Raw genomic sequence first — 16,889 nt, 5'->3', positions numbered from 1 at the left:
CGCCGCGGGCGCGGGGAAGGAGGGATGGCGTATGCCCCTGATGTCCCGCCCACACGCAACGGCGCATCGCGCACGCCGCCTGCGGCTGCTCGGCACCACAGCGGCGCTGGTCGCGCTCTCCCCCTCGGCGATTGCCCAATCCGTTCCGGCAAATGCCGCGCCGCAGGGCGGGCAGGTGGTGGCGGGCTCGGCCAGCATCGCGCAATCCGCCGCACGCACGCGGATCGACCAGTCATCCCAGCGCGCGGCGATCGACTGGCGCCGCTTCGATGTCGGCCGCGAGCATAGGGTGCAGTTCAACCAGCCCAACCCAGGCTCCTGGACGCTCAACCGGGTGAACGCGCCCGACCCTTCGGTGATCGCCGGGCGCATCACCGCGAACGGCGGCATCGCCATCATCAACCAGTCCGGCGTGGTCTTCGCACAAGGTTCGCAGGTGGATGTCGGCAGCCTGATCGCCAGTGCGTCCAACATCACCAATCAGAACTTCATGGCCGGCCGCATGGTGTTCGACGGCCCCCCGCGCCCCGGCGCGCGCGTGGAGAACCATGGCGGCGTCACGGTGGCGGAGCGCGGGATGGCCGCGCTGGTCGCGCCGGAGGTGCGCAACAGCGGCACGATCCGCGCGCGTCTCGGACGTGTCACGCTGGCCGGGGCGGAGACCTTCACGCTCGACCTCGCGGGCGACGGGCTGATCTCGCTCGACGTCACGCAGGCCGTGCGACAGGCGCCATCCGGCGGCGCAGCGCTGGTGACCAACAGCGGGCTGGTGGAGGCAGCGGGCGGCAGCGTGCTGCTCAGCGCCCATGCGGCGAGCGGCCTGGTGGAATCGCTCGTCGCCAACACCGGCCGCGTGGAGGCGCCGACTGCGGCGGGGCGCAGCGGGAGCATCGCGCTGCGCGCCGAGGGCGGCGGCGTGCGCGTGACGGGCCGTGTCGCGGCGACCGGCGGCGCTGGGCAGCGCGGCGGCACGGTCGAGGCGACCGCGAGCGGCGGCGTCACCGTGGCCTCCGGCGCGCGTGTGGATGTCTCGGGCGCTGCCGGCGGCGGGCGCGCGACGGTCGGCGCCGCTGCCTCCAGCGCGCGCGGTCGCCCGGAGCGGCTTGCTCTGCGCACGACTGTCGCGCGCGACGCCGAGATCCGCGCGGACGCCACCGAGCGCGGCCCGGGCGGCGAGGTGATCGTCCACGCCGCGGAGCGGACGGAGATGCGCGGCCGCGTCAGCGCGACCGGCGGCCCGCGCGGCGGCGCCGGCGGGCAGATCGAGGTGTCCTCGCGCGGCGGCCTGGTAGTGGACGCCATGCTGGACGCTTCGGCCGTCGCCGGCCAGCCCGGTTCGGTGCTGATCGATCCAGACACGCTGCGCGTGGTGGCCGCCGCTGATCCCGATGCGACCGAGCCCGCCGAGATCTCGGCCTCCACGGTCGGCAACGCCGGTGGCGACGTGGTGCTGGAGGCCACCAGCCGGGTGGAGGTGCTCGCCCGGATCGACAAGCCTGCCGGTGACCTCGTGGTGCAGACCACCGCTCCGGCTGCAGACGGCATCTTCATCCAGGCGCCAGTCAACGTCACCGGCGGCGTACTCGATATGCGCACCGCCGGAGCGATCACGATCGCGGCGGACTGGCAGCCGCCTTCCTTCGTGGTGGGCAGCGCGCTCATACAGCCGGATCGGCAGCCGGTGACGGTGCAAGGCACCGGCACTGCCGCGACGAACGGCGTGCGGCTGGTCGCCGGTGGCGACATCACCAATGGCGGCATCATCACCGGCACCGGCGGCGGTGCCGACCTGGCGGGGGGCACCGCCTTCGCCGCGCTGGTGCAGGCCGGCGGCACGCTGACCAACGAGGCGACCGGCACCATCCAGGGCGTGGCCAACGCTGCCAATGGCGGCCTGGTCGGGCTGGCGGGCAGCGCCGTGCTGAACCAGGGCATCCTGGACGGCCCCGGGGTGGCCGTCGTGGCGAGCGGCACGCTGCAGAACGCCGGCACGATCACCGGCACCGGCTCCATCGCCTATCCCGATGGCGCCAGCCGCGCCGTGCTGCTGCGCGCCAGCGGGGCGCTGGCGAATGCCGAGGCGGGGGTCATTCTCGGCGATGGCGGCGCGGTGCAGGTCGAGAGCCGCGCGGCGCTCACCAATGCCGGCGTGATCGACGCGGCCTCCACCCTGCAGCTTCTCGCGCTGGACTCCGTCACCCATGCGGGGACCCTCTTCGCCGGCGCCGACCTGCTCGTCGCCGCCGGCAACTGGATCGACACGCGCGGCGCGATCACCTCGGACGCCGGAAGCGTCGCGCTGCGTGCCGGCGGTGCCGCGCTGCCGGCCGGGCAGGACTGGGCGCTGCGCCAGACCTCTCCCGGGGAGATCACCGCGCTCGACAACTTCGGCACGGCGCTGGCCGCACCGACGCTGGCGGCCGCGGTCAGTCCTGGTCCCGGCGACGTGCTGCTGCGCACCGAGGCGGGCGCAATCGAACTCGGCGGGAGCATCACGGCCACACGCAATGTGGGGCTCGAGGCTGCCGGCGCGGCACGGCTGGCGGGCGCGCAAATCGGTGCGGAGACTCTTGTCGCACGCTCCGGTCCGCTCGGCGGCGCAGGGGGCGTGCTCACCCTCGACGGTGCCAGCCTGGTCATCGGGCAGGCAGCGCTGTTCGGCGCCGGCGGTGCAATCGAGGGCGGCGGAACCTCTACCCTGGAGCCGCGCAGCAGCGCTGCCATTCCCGTCGCGTTGTTCGATCTGCGGCGCGGCGGGGCGGCGGCGGCGACGATCCCGGCCGGGGTCGCGCCGGACCTTCCGGGCCTGCCGCCGGAGCAACAGGCAACGCAGGTGCGCCTGCCCGGCCAGGACGCCCCGGGCACCTTCGGCCCCGCGAGCAACGCACCGGCGGGAACGCTGCGCGTGACGCTCGATGCCGGCTCCTCTCCGGTCTTCCTGCTGCTCGACGGTGGCGGTGCGGCCGGCAGGCTGCTGGCCGGTCGCTTCGGCGTGCATGGGACCGGCGGCAGCGCGGGCCTGGCAGGCGCGGTGGGCGGCCGTACCGACGGCACGGCCGCGCAACTGGCCGACATCACGCGGCCGATCGCCCCCGAGGCGCAGGCGGCCTATCTCTTCAACGATTGCGTCATCGGCCTCGCCACCTGCCGCTTCGAGCTGCCGCCGGTGCCGCCAGGAGGGGCGCCGGGGGGGCCACCGGTGGAGCCACCGTTGGAGCCACCGGTGCTTGAGGTGCCCGTGGCTCTGTTCCCGCCCGACCCGCGGAACACGGTCGAGATCATCCGCGATGAGGTGCTTCTCGCCCAGGACCTTGGCGCCCTGTTCGTGCCGGCAGCGCCGCTCGTGCGGCTGCGCCTCAGCCGCGGCCCCCTGGCCGACCCTGACGTGACCGTACCGAACACGGCTGAGGAGGACTACTGAGATGAAGCGCTCGGCAGTCCGGCCGCCTGAAATAGGACGATAGCGATGGCGACCATCACCGGCACGGCGCGCGACGACCGCATCGAGCCTTTCCTTGTCACTTCTGGCGTGACGGATGGCGTCCCGAGCCTGGATGCCGACGTCATCAGCGGCCTCGCCGGGGCCGATACGCTGGCCGGAGGCGGCGGCGACGACAGCCTGGAAGGAGGCGACGGAGCCGACATCCTGAATGGAAACGCCGGCGCCGACACGCTGGACGGTGGTGCCGACGACGATGTGCTGTCCGGCGGGAGCGATGAGGGCGCCGCCGCTAACCTGCTGCTCGGCGGCGCCGGCGCCGACATTCTCTTTGCCAATGCAGGAGGACGCCTGGAGGGTGGCTCGGGCGCCGACACCTATTACGCGGGTGTCGAGGCAGCGACCTTCGTCCTCATGCGGGATGGAAGCCCGGCCAGCCCGCGTCTCGATGCGCAGGATGTCGTGATCGGGTTCTACGGTGATGCGGGCGACCGGCTGCAGATCAGCGAGGCTGACGGCACCCTGCGTGGCCCGGACGGCTCGCTCCCGCTCGTCTTCATGGAAGCGGCCCGATCCGCGACCGCGACCACCCTGGGGGATGTCGTCCTGCCCGGCGAGAACGTCGGCAGGGGAGTGTACCAGACCTGGTGGATCTCCGATTCCGCTGCCGATGCACCTGCCGGCTGGGTGGTCGTGGACCTGGATCGCGATTTCCGCGTCAGTGAGGCGGATGCCGTCGCGCGCCTGCAGGCGCCGGAAGTCACATTCGGCCTCGTCGTGGATGGCGACGGCGGCGAGGTCAGCTACCCCATAGACGTCATCGGCCAGCCCGCCCTCACGCGTCCCGTCACCGCCGCGGACTTCGTGCCCGGCACCTTCTCCACGATCACCGCATCGGCCTCGGTCACCGCGACCGACGCCGATCGCGAGGAAGGCGATAGCGGGAGCACAATCTTCGTCTTCACCGTCGCGCTGAGCGAGGCACCGACCGTCTCGGGAAGCTACCAACTCAACTGGCGGGTCGAGGGCGGGGGCGTGAATGCCGAGGATTTCGGCGCCACCAGCCTTCCTTCGGGCAGCATAGCTTTCGCCGAAGGCCAGGACAGCGCCAGGATCGAGATCGCGGTCGCTGGCGATCGCGACGTCGAGCCTGACGAGGAGTTCGCCCTGATCCTCTCCCGGGCCGAAGGCTCTCCGGTCGCCGTCAATCCCGACGCGGACCGCGCGACCGGCACGATCCGGAACGACGACCTCGCCATCGCCTCCATCGCGCCGGCCACGCGGACGCTGCCCGAGGGCAACGCAGCGACGACGGACTTCGTCTACACCGTCACGCTCGACCGGTCCGTGATCACCGAGGGCAGCGCGTCCATCGACTGGCAGGTGAGCGGCACCGGGACCGCGCAGGCCGATGCGGCGGATTTCGCCCTTTCGGACCTGACCGGCACCGCCTTCTTCGCCGGGACGAGCGCCACCATTGTCATCCCCGTGCTGGGCGACGACACCGTGGAGCCGGACGAGGAGTTCGTCGTCACCCTCTCCTCGCCCTCGGGCCCGATCACCATCAGCCCCGCCGCGGCCAGTGCGACCGGGCGGATCCTGAACGACGACGTCTCCGGCGTCACGATCACCCCCGCGACCCAGGCGGTCCCGGAGGGCGGCGCGGGAACGACCACCGCCGTCACCTACACGGTGACGCTCGACCAGGCGCCGGTGGAAACGCAGACACTCGCCTGGGCGGTCACCGGCGCGCCGGGCGATGCGGATGCAGCGGACTTCGCGGACGCCACGCTGCCCGCCGGCACGGTGGACATCGCGCCGGGCGATACCAGCGCCACCATCACGGTGCCCGTGCGCGGCGACGCCGAGGTCGAGCCGGACGAGGACTTCGTCCTCACGCTGTCCGCCGTCACCCCCGACCTGGCGATCGGGACGCCGAGCGTCACCGGGACCATCCTCAACGACGACCGCTCCATCGTCTCCATCGTGCCGGTCGAGGCCGCCGCAGCGGAGGGCGGGCCGGGCCAAGGGGCAACCTTCAGCTTCGCGGTCCAGCTCGACCAGCCGCCGGTGGAGCCGCAGTCGCTGCTGTGGTCGGTCTCGGGCACTGGCACGAACCCGGCCTCGACGGCCGATTTCGCCGCCGCCACCGAGACCTTCCCGGAAGGCCGCTTCCCCTCCGGCTTCGTGAACTTCGCCGCAGGCCAGACGAGCGCGTCCATCAGCTTCCCGGTGCTGGGCGAAGGGCTGACCGAAGCGGACGAGACCTTCGCCATCGGGCTGTCCTCCGCCTCCTCGGACCTCCAGATCTCCCCAGCCACGCCGCTCGCGACCGGAACGATCGTCAACGACGATCCGCCGGCAGGCGCGTCCGGGATCCTCGACCTCGTGCCGCCGGTCGGGTTCGACTGGCTCGCCGGTTTTCCCTGAGGCTCGCCATGCGCCGTCGCCCCGCCAGCACCACGGAGAACGCCAGGGCCATGCGGCGCCCGCCCCTGCATGGCGCCGCGGGCCTGCTCGCACTGCTCGCCGCCAGCTGCACGACGCCGCCGCCGGATGCCTACTTCGCGGGTGGCGCCGCCGCGATCGGGGAGCCGATATCCGCCGGCCGCGACGCGGTGAACGCGGAATGTCTCGTGCAACCTGGCCACACGCCGCCCACCGAACGCCCCGTGCTGCAGACCCGGGTGATCTTCTGCGGCGGCTGGACGCAGCCCGCCGCCCGCGTGGTGGAACTGCGCGAAGGCGCCACGCCGGCGGCGCTTGACGCCATCGCCACCGGCGGCGTGTGGCGAAGCTGGCTGGAGCGGCGCGTGGTGTGCGGACAGCCCGTGCCGACCACGCTGTCCGACGGCGCACCGGCCCGCCTGCTGCCCTGCACACGCCGGAATGGCGGCTGGCCGCATCTCGCCCTCGTCACCCAGGGGGCGCAAGGCATCGTGCTGGCCGACGGCCTGCCCGCCGCCCTGCCGGCGATCGAGCGCGTGGCGCAGGGACGCATCGGCCCGGCCTCAGCGACCGGCGCGCGCTCCGCTGCGCTGACGCTGGTTGCCGCACAACTCTCCGCGCAGGCCTTCGGCAGCGCCGATGTCGGACGCTACGAACAGCTCATGGCGCTGGGGCGCGAGCTGAACCAGGCGGAGAACTTCGCCGCCGCCGAGGACGCCTATCGAGGCGCACTGCGCATCCAGGAACGCGTGCTCGGCCCGGACGACCCGAACGTCGCCACGCCGCTCATGCACCTGGCGCTGAACCTGTCGAACCAGGGCCGCCACGCGCAGGCGGAGCCGCTCTTCGCGCGCGCCGCCACCCTGGCGCCGCGCGCGGCGGACCCCACGGCGCAGCCGCGGCTGTTGCACTATCGCGGGCTGCACGCCCTCAACGCCGGCCAGCACCGCGAGGCGGCCGCGCTGCTGGAGCAGGCCGAGCGCGGCTATGCCGGCGCCGCCCCGGTGGACAGCGCCCTGCGCGCCGGCCGCATCGGCGCGGACGACCTGACGGACGGGCTGATGCTCGATCCCACCACGCTCTCCGCCCTGGTCGGCATCGCGGAGGCGCGGCGGGCCCGCGGGGTGGCGCTGACCCATGCCGGCCGTCCCGCGGAGGGCGCCGCGCTGGCCGAGTCCTCGCGCACGCTGTTGCAGTCCGCCGGGCTGCAGCCTGGCGTTCTGTTCGGCCGCAGCCTGCGCAGCCAGGGCGGCTCCACCGCCGAGCTCGGGCGCGAGGCGGATGCGGCGCAGCTCTTCGGCGCCTCGGCGCAACGCTTCGCGCAGGCGCTGCCGGGCGAGCGGCCGGAAGCGGCGACGCTGTTCCTCGCCGGCGCACGGCTGAACGCCACCGGCCGGCGGGCCGAGGCGCTGGAGCGCTTCCGTGCCGGCGCGCGGATCCTGCGCGAACGGCAGATCGGCCTGCCGGTCGATCAGGTGCTGCCCTATCTCGACGCGCTGGACCAGGAGGCGAGGGGCGACCCGGCCGGGGCCGCGGCGCTGTATGCGGAGATGTTCGAGGCGGCGCAGATCGCGCAGCGGCCGCAGACCACGCGCCTGGTGGCGCAGGCGGCGGCACGCCTCGGCGCCGCCCAAGGCAACCCGCGCGTCGCCGCCGCGGTCCGCCGGCTGCAGGACGCCGACCGTGAGCTGCGCGCCCTGCTCGAACAGCGCGATGCGGCCGATCCGCGCGACACCGCGCCGCTGGACGAGCGGATCCGCGCTGCGCAGGTGGCGCGCGCCGAGGCGGAGAGCGAGGCGGAAGCGGCGGCCCCAGGCTACCGCCAGCTCCTGCAGGCCGTGGCGCCGGCCGCCGCCGCGCGTTCCGCGCTCGCCCCGCGCGAGGCCCTGGTGACGATGCTGATTGGCAGCGAGCACGGCTATGCCTTCGCGCTGCGCGGGGACGGCACCGCGCTGGCGCGCCGCGTCGCGCTGCCGGAGGCGGAGGCGCAGCGCCTGGTGGAACGGATCCGCGCCGGGATCACGCCGCCCGACGGCTCCGGGCCCGGCACCTTCGATGCCGCCGCGGCGCACGCCTTGCACCGCGCGCTGCTCGCGCCGCTCGCCCCGGCGCTGGACGGCGTGGCGACGCTGGTGGTGGTGCCGGACGGACCGTTGCTGTCCATCCCCTTCGGCCTGCTGCTGGCCGCGCCGGCGGAGCCGACCGGTTTGCGCGACGCGGACTGGCTGATCCGCCGCCACGCCATCGTCCACATGCCGTCCACGCAGACGCTGGTGATGCTGCGCACGCGCGCCGGGGCATCGCGTGCGCCACTCGCCTATGTCGGCTTCGGCGACCCGGTGATGCCCACTCTGCCGCAGCTCGCGCGCAGCTTCCCCGAGGGGCGCTGCCGCGACGACGTGCGCATGGCCGCCAACCTGGCGCCGCTGCCGGGCACGCGCGCGGAGCTGCAGGCGGCGCGCGCGATGGTCGGCGCGCCGCCGGGCGCGGTGACGCTCGGCCAGGCCTTCACCGCCGCCAGCCTGCGCAACGCCGGGCTCGACCGCTACCGCATCGTCCATCTGGCGACGCATGCGCTGCTGCCCGGCGAGCTGAGCTGCCTGGAGGAGCCGGCCGTCATCGCCTCCCCGCCGCGCAACGCGGCGGACGCCTCGGCCGCCTTCATCGAGGCGAGCGAGGTGCTCGACCTGAAGCTGGATGCCGACCTCGTCATCCTCTCGGCCTGCAACACCGGCACCATCGTCGGCGGCGCCGGCAGCGGGGGCGAGGCGCTCTCCGGCCTGTCGCGCGCCTTCTTCTTCGCCGGCGCGCGCGGGCTGATGGTGACGCACTGGCCGGTGTCGGACGCCATCGCCGCGCTGACCGTCGCCGACACGCTGCGCCGCCACGCGCGCGAGGGGCAGGACGCCGCGGTGGCATTGCGCGGTGCGCAGCTCGGCATCCTGGACGAGGTCGGGCGCAGGCTGCCCGCGGGTTTCGCCCATCCGTTCTACTGGGCCGGCTTCGCGCTGATCGGCGACGGTCCACGCACGACGGGCGCAGCGGCGCGCAGCGACGCCGCCGGGGCGGATGCGGGCTGAAGCGCGGTGCGGTCGCTGTCTTCGAATGCTGGTGGCGGCAGCGACGCGCCGACGCCGGCTGGCGCATTCTGCGTTCACGTGCGTTCACGGCGATGCTCGCTCCGATTGTCTGCAGAGCAGACTGCTTCACGCCCCGGGCGATGCCGCCCTACGGCGGTTCCATCCTGGCCACTTCAGCGGGAGATCAGGCCATGCTCCGCCTCTTGCCCCTTCTTGCCGCCGGCGCGCTCGCCGCCGCTTGCATCGTTCCTGGTGTCGCCTCGGCGCAGCGTACGCCCACCGCGGAGGACATGATCAACCAGCTCTACCGCGGCGCCGCGCGCGAGGATGACGCCGGCCGCGGCATCCGGCGCCCCCGGCTCACCGACCCCGGCACGACGGCCGCGCCGCAGCCCCGCGCCGGCACCGGTGCTGCGGCCGGAACCGCTGCGGCCGGCGCGCAGCCGCCGCCCGGCACCGCCGGCGCCCAGTCCGCGGAGCGCCCGATGATCAACCTGAATGTCCAGTTCCACACCAACTCGGCCGAGTTGACCCCGCAGGCGATGCGCGTCCTCGACGAGCTCGGCCGCGCGCTGAACGACCCGAGGCTGGCGCCCGACCGCTTTCGCATCGCCGGGCATACGGACACGGTCGGGCCCACCGAGTACAACCAGCGCCTGTCCGAGCGCCGCGCGGCGGCTGTCATGGACTACCTGACGACGCGCTACGGCGTGGAGACCTCGCGTATCGAGGCGGTGGGGATGGGCGAGGAAGACCTGCTGGTGCGGACCCCCGACAACACCGCCAATGCGCGCAACAGGCGCGTGCAGGTCGTGAACATCAGCGGCTGAGGCATCCGGCCTCGCGGTAGCGATGGAGGCGCCGCCCCGCCATGGCGCCACGGCAGGCAAGTCTGCGCTGGGTGCTGCGCCCGTGGATCCTCGCGGTGCTGCTCGTGCTGGCTGTCGCCGGCCTGCTCGGCCGATGGGCGCCGTGGGAGCCGACACCGCCGCCCGAACCACGTGCGCCGCTCGCCACCGAGCAGGAGATCCTGGCCGATGCGGGCAGGGGGCTGCGCGTCTTCCGCCTCGCCGCCAACCCCGAGGTGCTGGTGCTGAGCTTCGGCACGCTCGAGGCGCAGGGCCGCATGCTGAACCGGCTGGCCGCGCTGGTGGAGAAGGCCGGGCTGCCGCGCGACCGCCTGCTGGACGATGCCGAACTCGCTGCGGCGATCGAGGCCGCAGGCGCGACGGCGGCGGACTGGTATTTCGGCCACGACTACCGCGCTGCCGACCTCCGCCGCTTCTTCGCCCTGGCCCGCGAAGGTGGCGTGAGGCTGACGCCCGAAGAGCAGGCGCTGCGCGATCTGATGCGCCGGGAAGGGCTGGACCGGCCGGGCAGCAACGCCGTGGTGGTTTCCGTCCCCGGCGCCGCCGCGCCGGTGGATGCCGCGCTGCGGGCGGCGATCCTGCGGCACGAGCTGTCGCACGCGGCCTATTTCTCCAATCCCGACTACGCCGCGCATGTCCGGCGCTTCTGGGCGGAGGCGCTGACGGAGGAGGAACGCGCGGCCTGGCGACGCTTCCTCGCGCAGGAGGGCTACGAAGCCGCCACTGACGACCTGGCGATGAACGAGATGCAAGCCTATCTGGCGCATACGCCCGACCCGCGCCTGTTCGACGATGCCACGCTCGGCCTGCCGGCGGAGCGTGTGGCGCGAATGCGTGCCGCCTTCCTCGCCGGCATGCCCACAGACTGGCCGCGCGAGGCGACGCCGTCGCAGCCCGCGCCGCAGCCCGCAGCCGCACCGCGGCGCGGCGCCGTCACGCCTCGCCCTGGCGCAGCCGGTCCAGATAGGGCGCGCCGAAGACCATCTCGCCGACATGACCGACCTGGGCATCCACCAGCGCCCAGATCTCGTTCCCCGGCACGCTGCGCCAGCGATGGCAGAAGGAGTAGTCCTCCGAGAGCCGCCCGCCGCCCGGCAGCGTGACCTGGCCGAAGAAGTCATGGAACGGCCCTTCGAGCCCGAGCGACTGCAGCACCGCGTCAGACCGCGCCGGTGCAAGACCGGCGGCAACCAGCCCCTCCAACGCGTCCCGCCGGATGGCCGCGCATCCCAGCGCCATCCGCTCGACACGACACATGCCGTTGGTGACCTGCACGGAAGTGCCGGACTCCAGGCTCAGGTTGTAGCGCAGCGCCAGCGCAGTGATCTCCGCCAACGATCGCTCCGCGCCCCGCGCCGCCCGCGCGAGGGCATCGAGATCAAGCCGCCGCTTCGCATAGGCGGCGCCGACCACCGGCCTGCCGGCGCGCAGCAGCCGCAGGATCACCTCGCCGTCGCACGCCATGTCGCTGTCGATCATCACGAGGTGCGTGAACCCGGGCTGGCGCAGGACCAGGTTCGCGAAGTGGTTGCGGGCGGCGGTGACGTCGCTGCCGTCCAGGCTGGCGAATTGCGGTCGCCAGCCGGCGTCTCGCACCGCCATTGCTGCCTCGAACAGCGTATGCGCGAAGCGCGCCTTCACGATGCCGCCGGCGGTCGGCGTTGCGAACAGCAGTTGCATCCCGCGGCCTCCCCGGGGCTTCGCCAAGGCCGCCTGGGCGAATCCCGTGGCGACGCGGTCCAGCATACAGTATTCTAAGATGACATCTGGTGAGCGTCGGACCAGGCCGCCCTCTTCCGCAAGGCGGCCATTGGGCAGAAGGCACTGCATGGCCCAGAAGATCGCCGGTACTGTCGGCCGCGGCGGCCGCAACCTGGCCGCCGATGTCCGCCTGGTGCAGACGCAGCTGCGGGCCCACGGCTTCCCGCCGGGTCCCGCGGACGGCATCTGCGGCCCGCGGACCATCGCCGCGATCGTCGGGTTCCAGCAATCCTTCCTGCGCCACCCCGACGGCGTCATCGCGCCGGGCGGACCGACATGGCGTCGCCTCTCCGCGCTGCCGAACGGCACTGCGCCGAACGGCCTGCCGCCGCGGCTCGCCGGCGAACCGAGCCTGGTCCTCGTGCCACGACCGCCGGAGGGCACCGTCAACATCGGCCTGCGCGCGGTCTCGAACCGCCTGATGCTCGAGTTGTTCGGCAACCCGCGCGAGTCCTACGGCCAGGACTGCCAGGGCGTCACCAACCAGGGCCTCTCGCGGAACATGGTGACGGGCCAGGCCGGCCCGGTGCGCGTCACCGGCCTCGCCCCGGCGGTGGAAAGCCTGCGCGCCGTGTTCCGCGACGTCCAGACCGCCTTCCCCGACCTCTATCCCTTCATCGGAACCGCCGGGATGCTGTGCTGCCGCTTCCAGCGCGGCTCGACGCGCGCGATCTCCAACCATTCGTGGGGCACCGCGATCGACCTGAAGCTGCACGGCGTGCTGGACGCGCGCGGCGACAACCGCGTGCAGTTCGGCCTCACCCTCATCGCGCCGATCTTCAATCGGCATGGCTGGTACTGGGGCGCGGCTTTCCAGACCGAGGACGCCATGCATTTCGAAGGCAGCCAGAAGCTGGTGACGCGATGGCGCGCCGCACTCTCGTGACGACGCTGCGCGCGGCGCTGCTGCTGCCGGCGCTGCTGGCGCCCGCCTCCGCGACCTGGGCGGCGGAGACGGTGGATCGGCGCACCGGCTGCCGCTTCGAGATGCCCGCGGACTGGCAAGGCCATGCGGGGCAGTGGATCGGCGCCTGCCCCGGCATGCGCGCGGATGGCCGCGGCGTGCTCCGCATCCTCCAGGGCGGGCAGCTCGCCGCGCTCTTCCTCGGCGAGATGTCGCAGGGCCGCCCGGCGCTCGGCGTGATCGAGGTCGCGGGCGGCTACATGGCCGGACGCTTCGCCGAAGGGAGGCTGCTGGACACCGACGACCGCAACCAGATCATCGAGGCCTTCCGCACGGCGAGCGTGGCCGCGCGCGAGGCAAGCGAGCAGTTCCGCCGCAACGGCAACGAGGCCTCCGCGCGCCACTACGCCGCCTTGGCCGAACGCCTCGCCGGGCAGATGGACTGATGCGACGGCAGGAAGGATAGGCCAGGCGTGGCGAAGCAACGCGAGGCGCGGCTCACCCTCGAGACCTCCCAGCCGCTCGTGCTCCGGCGGTTGACCGGCCGCGAGGAGGTGAGCCAACCCTTCCGCTACGACCTCACGCTGCTCGGTCCCTCCCACGACCTGGATCTCGAGGCCCTCCTCGGCACCGGCGCCACCGTGGAACTGGAGGGCACCGGCGGACCGCGGCACATCCACGGCCTGATTGCCGACGTCACCTATGGCGGCGCGATGGAGGAGCAGGCGCGCTACGACCTGGTGCTCGTTCCCTGGCTCTGGTTCCTGGACCGCCGCACGGACTGCCGCATCTTCCAGCGCATGAACGCGGTCGAGATCGTGAAGCGCGTGGTCGCGGGGCATGGCGGGGAACTGCGCGACCGCCTGACGGGAAACTATATCGAGCGCGACTTCTGCGTGCAGTACCGCGAGAGCGACCTGAACTTCGTCTCCCGCCTGCTGGAGGAGGAAGGGGTGTTCTTCTTCTTCGAGCATTCCCGTGGCAGGCACGAGATGGTGTTGGTGGACGACCCGGCGAGCTGCCCCACGCGCACGGGGTACGACACCGTTCCCTTCTACCCGCCCGACGATCCCGCGCAGCGGGAGCGTGACCACCTGGACCGCTGGGACATCATCGCGCGCGCCCGCACCGCGCGCACCGCGCTGCGCAGCTTCGACTTCAAGCAGCCGGCGCGTCCGCTGGAAGCGGCGGGCCAGGCCTCTGCCTGCCACGCGCGCGACGACCTGGAGGCCTATGACTATCCGGGCGGATTCGTCGCCACCGATGCCGGCGATGCGCGCGCGCAGGTGATGCTGGAGGCGCTGCGCGCGGACCGGCGCCGCATCCTCGCCACGGGGAATGCGTCCGGCCTCGCCTGCGGCCACCGCTTCAAGCTGCGCGATTTCCCGCGCAGCGACCAGAATGCGGAGCACCTCATCCTGGCCGTCGAGACCATGCTGGAAGTGGAATCGCAACGCTCCCTGCCCGGCACTGAGGGGGAACCCTATCGCTGCACGCTGGAGGCGATCGACACGCGCCTGCCCTTCCGCCCCGCGCACCGCACGCCGCGCCCCTTCGTGCATGGGCCGCAGACGGCGATCGTCACCGGCCCGTCCGGCGAGGAGATCTACACCGATGCGCATGGCCGCGTGAAAGTCCAGTTCCACTGGGACCGGGAGGGCAAGTCCGACGCGGACAGCTCCTGCTGGGTGCGGGTGAGCCAGGCCTGGGCCGGCGCCGGCTTCGGCGCGATCCACATCCCCCGCATCGGCCAGGAAGTGATCGTGGATTTCCTGGAGGGCGACCCCGACCAGCCCATCATCACCGGCCGCGTCTACAACGCCGCCCGCACCGTGCCCTTCGACCTGCCCGGCAACGCCACGCAGTCCGGCATCAAGAGCAACAGCTCCAAGGGCGGCGGCGGCTCCAACGAGCTGCGCTTCGAGGACAGGAAGGGCAGCGAGCAGGTCTATCTGCACGCCCAGAAGGACGAGGCCATCGTCGTCGAGAACGACAAGACGGAGACGGTCCACCACAACGAGACCATCACCATCGACGTGGACCGCACGGAATCGGTGGGCCACGACGAGACGCTCTCCGTCGGCAACAACCGCACGCGCAGCGTCGGCGTGGACGAGGGCGTGACGGTGGGCGCCAATCAGAGCGTCACGGTCGGATCCAACCAGACGGTCACCGTGGGAGCAAGCCGCGTGGACACGGTGGTGCTGAACGAGGCGCGCAGCATCGGCGTCGCCCAGCAGATGACGATCGGCGCGGCGCGCAACGTGACGGTCGGCGCGACGCAGGCGCACCAGGTCGGGCGGAACGACAGCTGGGCAGTCGGCAGGGACCGGACCGCCTCGATTGGCGGCAATGACAGCCTGGATGTTGCAATGGCCCAGTCCGTCTCGGTCGGCAACGACCAGATCGTCTCGGTCGGCAAGGGGCAGTCGGTCTCGGTCGGCAAGGCCATCGTGATCACGGCCGGCGACGAGATCACGATCAAGACGGGCAACGCGATGATCGTCATGAAGAAGAACGGCGACATCACGATCAAGGGGAAGAACGTTCTGGTCGACGGATCGGGCAAGATCGACCAGAAGGCCGGTGGAAACATCACGCAGAAGGGTCGCAAGATCCTTCAGAACAGCTGAGGAAGACACGTATGCACAGCGAGGTCGGTCGGCTGGAAGGTGTCGTGATCGGTGTCCTCCTCGGCTTCGGCGACGCGGGCGAGCCGCTGGTGGTCTTCCCCGGCAACCGGCGGGAGGAGGCCGTGGAGGCACGCAGCACCGCCGCGCTGTCGGCGGCGGATGTGGGCGGCGAGGTGGCGCTGCTCTTCGAGGGCGGTGATCCGGCTAGGCCGCTCGTCATTGGCCGCCTGCTGCGCCCTGCCGAGGCGCCGCCCGCCCCGCGGGGCCGACCGGCACGGAGGCAGGCAGTGGAGGTGGTGCGTGATCGCGGCGACCGCCTGGAGTTGCGGGCCGAGCAGGAAATCGTGCTCCGCTGCGGCACGGCGAGCATCACCCTGACCCGAGCCGGAAAAGTCCTGATTCGTGGCGCCTATATCTCGAGCTGGTCGAGCGGCACGAACCGGATCAGGGGCGCCTCCGTCCACCTGAATTGATGCCGCCTCTCCCCGAACCTCCGGTCCTGGAGCACATCGTCGAGCAGCACGCGGAAGGGGCGGCCTTCCTCTGGACGCAGCGTGACGCCGCGGTCGAGGCGCCGCACTACAGCGCGCAGTATTTGGTGCGGCTGGACGAGCGGCTCGAGGCGCATCTGGACGGGTTGCGCGTCGCGGGGGAAGCAGGGTGGCGGATTGCCGCGGCGCAACGCGAGGCCCGATCCGAGGCGGGCGAGTCGTTCGCGGCCGCGATCCTCGCGCTGGAATCACGCGACATGGGCCGCATCGAGCCACTGGCTGCGCTGACGGCAGTGCCTGAGGCGCGGCGCGGCCTGGTCGGCGCCATTGCCTGGTGCCCGCCCGGCCTGCTGGCCCCCTCCGTTCAGGCGTGGCATGCCTCGCCTCATGCAGCCGAGCGCTACCTCGCGGTGTGTGCCTGCTCGGTCCACCGCGCCGAGCCCGGCCCTGGATATGCGGCATACACGCGTGACAGGGATGCGCTCCTCCGCGCCCGTGCGCTCCGTCTCGCAGGCGAGTTGGGAAGGCCGGAGTATCGGGAGACCTGCCTTCAGCACCTCGGGGATCCCGATCCGGAGGCGCACTTCTGGGCGGGCTGGTCCGCCGTGCTTCTCGGGGACCGCGGCGACGCGCTGCGTGCCCTCGAGGCGGTGGCGCTCGCCGAGGGTCCGCGCCGCTGGCAGGCGCTGGAAGTCGCGGTCCGCGCGATGGGCATGGAACACGGGGCGCGGTTCGTCCGCGCGATGAGCGGCGACGTCGCCCAGCGCCGCGCAACTGTGGTGGCGCTGGGCCATCTCGGCGCACCGTCCGCAGTGCCCTGGCTCATTGCCCGCATGGCGGATGCCGACCTGGCGCGCGTGGCGGGCGAGGCATTCTCGATGATCACGGGCGCTGATCTTTCCTATGAGGACCTCGAGGGTGAGCCGCTCCCGGGTGTCCTCACGGGGCCGAACGATGATCCCACGGATGAGGAGGTGGCGCCCGATCCGGACGAGGATCTTCCATGGCCGGACCCGGCGCGCATTGGCGCCTGGTGGGCCGACAGGCAGGGAGGGTTCCGCCCCGACCAACGCTACCTCTGCGGCCAACTTATCGATGCCGAGAACCGCGCGAGGACGCGTGCCGAGGGTTACCAGCCGCAGCGCCGGGCCGCGTGCCTGGAGGCGAAGCTCGGCGGCGCGGCCGGCCCGCTGCCGGTCTGGCGGGGGCGATCCAGGGCACGGCCGCGATAGGCCCGCCCTGCCGGGAAGCTACGTGTCGTGCT

The 16,889-nt window shown here is 72.7% G+C and carries 10 protein-coding genes; all 10 read left to right on the top strand.

Annotated elements, in window-relative coordinates; all coding sequences use genetic code 11:
- The first annotated feature begins 40 nt into the window (after positions 1-40).
- The 10 genes from ACESM1_RS22025 to ACESM1_RS21980 all read left to right on the top strand — a co-directional run bounded on the left by ACESM1_RS22025 (position 41) and on the right by ACESM1_RS21980 (position 16,857).
- Positions 41-3,421, top strand: a complete 3,381-nt coding sequence (locus ACESM1_RS22025) for a filamentous hemagglutinin N-terminal domain-containing protein (protein ID WP_372623361.1) — start codon at positions 41-43, stop codon at positions 3,419-3,421.
- 45 nt (positions 3,422-3,466) lie between these two features.
- Positions 3,467-5,869 (top strand): calcium-binding protein, encoded by a 2,403-nt coding sequence (locus tag ACESM1_RS22020; RefSeq protein WP_372623360.1) that lies wholly within the window; start codon positions 3,467-3,469, stop codon positions 5,867-5,869.
- A 50-nt stretch (positions 5,870-5,919) separates the two neighbouring features.
- Positions 5,920-8,967, top strand: a complete 3,048-nt coding sequence (locus ACESM1_RS22015) for a CHAT domain-containing protein (protein WP_372623359.1) — start codon at positions 5,920-5,922, stop codon at positions 8,965-8,967.
- A gap of 191 nt (positions 8,968-9,158) precedes the next feature.
- The gene (locus ACESM1_RS22010) at positions 9,159-9,797 is read left to right on the top strand and encodes an OmpA family protein (RefSeq protein ID WP_372623358.1); all 639 of its coding nucleotides are present in this window, start codon (positions 9,159-9,161) and stop codon (positions 9,795-9,797) included.
- 41 nt (positions 9,798-9,838) lie between these two features.
- The gene (locus ACESM1_RS22005) at positions 9,839-10,939 is read left to right on the top strand and encodes a hypothetical protein (protein ID WP_372623357.1); all 1,101 of its coding nucleotides are present in this window, start codon (positions 9,839-9,841) and stop codon (positions 10,937-10,939) included.
- A gap of 725 nt (positions 10,940-11,664) precedes the next feature.
- Positions 11,665-12,483 (top strand): M15 family metallopeptidase, encoded by an 819-nt coding sequence (locus tag ACESM1_RS22000; RefSeq protein WP_372623356.1) that lies wholly within the window; start codon positions 11,665-11,667, stop codon positions 12,481-12,483.
- Complete coding sequence (locus tag ACESM1_RS21995) at positions 12,462-12,947, top strand: hypothetical protein (protein WP_372623355.1); 486 nt, start codon at positions 12,462-12,464, stop codon at positions 12,945-12,947. The genes ACESM1_RS22000 and ACESM1_RS21995 overlap by 22 nt, the downstream gene beginning before the upstream one ends.
- 27 nt (positions 12,948-12,974) lie before the next feature.
- Positions 12,975-15,134: a type VI secretion system Vgr family protein gene (locus ACESM1_RS21990; RefSeq protein ID WP_372623354.1), complete on the top strand. Its 2,160-nt coding sequence runs from the start codon at positions 12,975-12,977 to the stop codon at positions 15,132-15,134.
- 11 nt (positions 15,135-15,145) lie between these two features.
- Positions 15,146-15,607, top strand: a complete 462-nt coding sequence (locus tag ACESM1_RS21985) for a DUF6484 domain-containing protein (protein ID WP_372623353.1) — start codon at positions 15,146-15,148, stop codon at positions 15,605-15,607.
- Positions 15,607-16,857 carry a TIGR02270 family protein gene (locus tag ACESM1_RS21980; RefSeq protein ID WP_372623352.1) on the top strand — a complete coding sequence of 417 codons (1,251 nt, stop codon included), beginning with the start codon at positions 15,607-15,609 and terminating at the stop codon, positions 16,855-16,857. The genes ACESM1_RS21985 and ACESM1_RS21980 overlap by 1 nt, the downstream gene beginning before the upstream one ends.
- The last annotated feature ends 32 nt before the right edge of the window (positions 16,858-16,889 follow it).

This window comes from Falsiroseomonas sp., assembly GCF_041690465.1.
Taxonomy (GTDB): Bacteria; Pseudomonadota; Alphaproteobacteria; order Acetobacterales; family Acetobacteraceae; genus Falsiroseomonas.
This window is presented reverse-complemented; position numbering and strand designations above follow the sequence as displayed.

What these genes read in the sequence shown, in the direction of transcription:
- ACESM1_RS22025 (WP_372623361.1), top strand. Translation starts at nt 41, where the DNA reads ATGTCCCGCCCACACGCAACGGCGCATCGCGCACGCCGCCTGCGGCTG.
- ACESM1_RS22020 (WP_372623360.1), top strand. Translation starts at nt 3,467, where the DNA reads ATGGCGACCATCACCGGCACGGCGCGCGACGACCGCATCGAGCCTTTC.
- ACESM1_RS22015 (WP_372623359.1), top strand. Translation starts at nt 5,920, where the DNA reads ATGCGGCGCCCGCCCCTGCATGGCGCCGCGGGCCTGCTCGCACTGCTC.
- ACESM1_RS22010 (WP_372623358.1), top strand. Translation starts at nt 9,159, where the DNA reads ATGCTCCGCCTCTTGCCCCTTCTTGCCGCCGGCGCGCTCGCCGCCGCT.
- ACESM1_RS22005 (WP_372623357.1), top strand. Translation starts at nt 9,839, where the DNA reads ATGGCGCCACGGCAGGCAAGTCTGCGCTGGGTGCTGCGCCCGTGGATC.
- ACESM1_RS22000 (WP_372623356.1), top strand. Translation starts at nt 11,665, where the DNA reads ATGGCCCAGAAGATCGCCGGTACTGTCGGCCGCGGCGGCCGCAACCTG.
- ACESM1_RS21995 (WP_372623355.1), top strand. Translation starts at nt 12,462, where the DNA reads ATGGCGCGCCGCACTCTCGTGACGACGCTGCGCGCGGCGCTGCTGCTG.
- ACESM1_RS21985 (WP_372623353.1), top strand. Translation starts at nt 15,146, where the DNA reads ATGCACAGCGAGGTCGGTCGGCTGGAAGGTGTCGTGATCGGTGTCCTC.
- ACESM1_RS21980 (WP_372623352.1), top strand. Translation starts at nt 15,607, where the DNA reads ATGCCGCCTCTCCCCGAACCTCCGGTCCTGGAGCACATCGTCGAGCAG.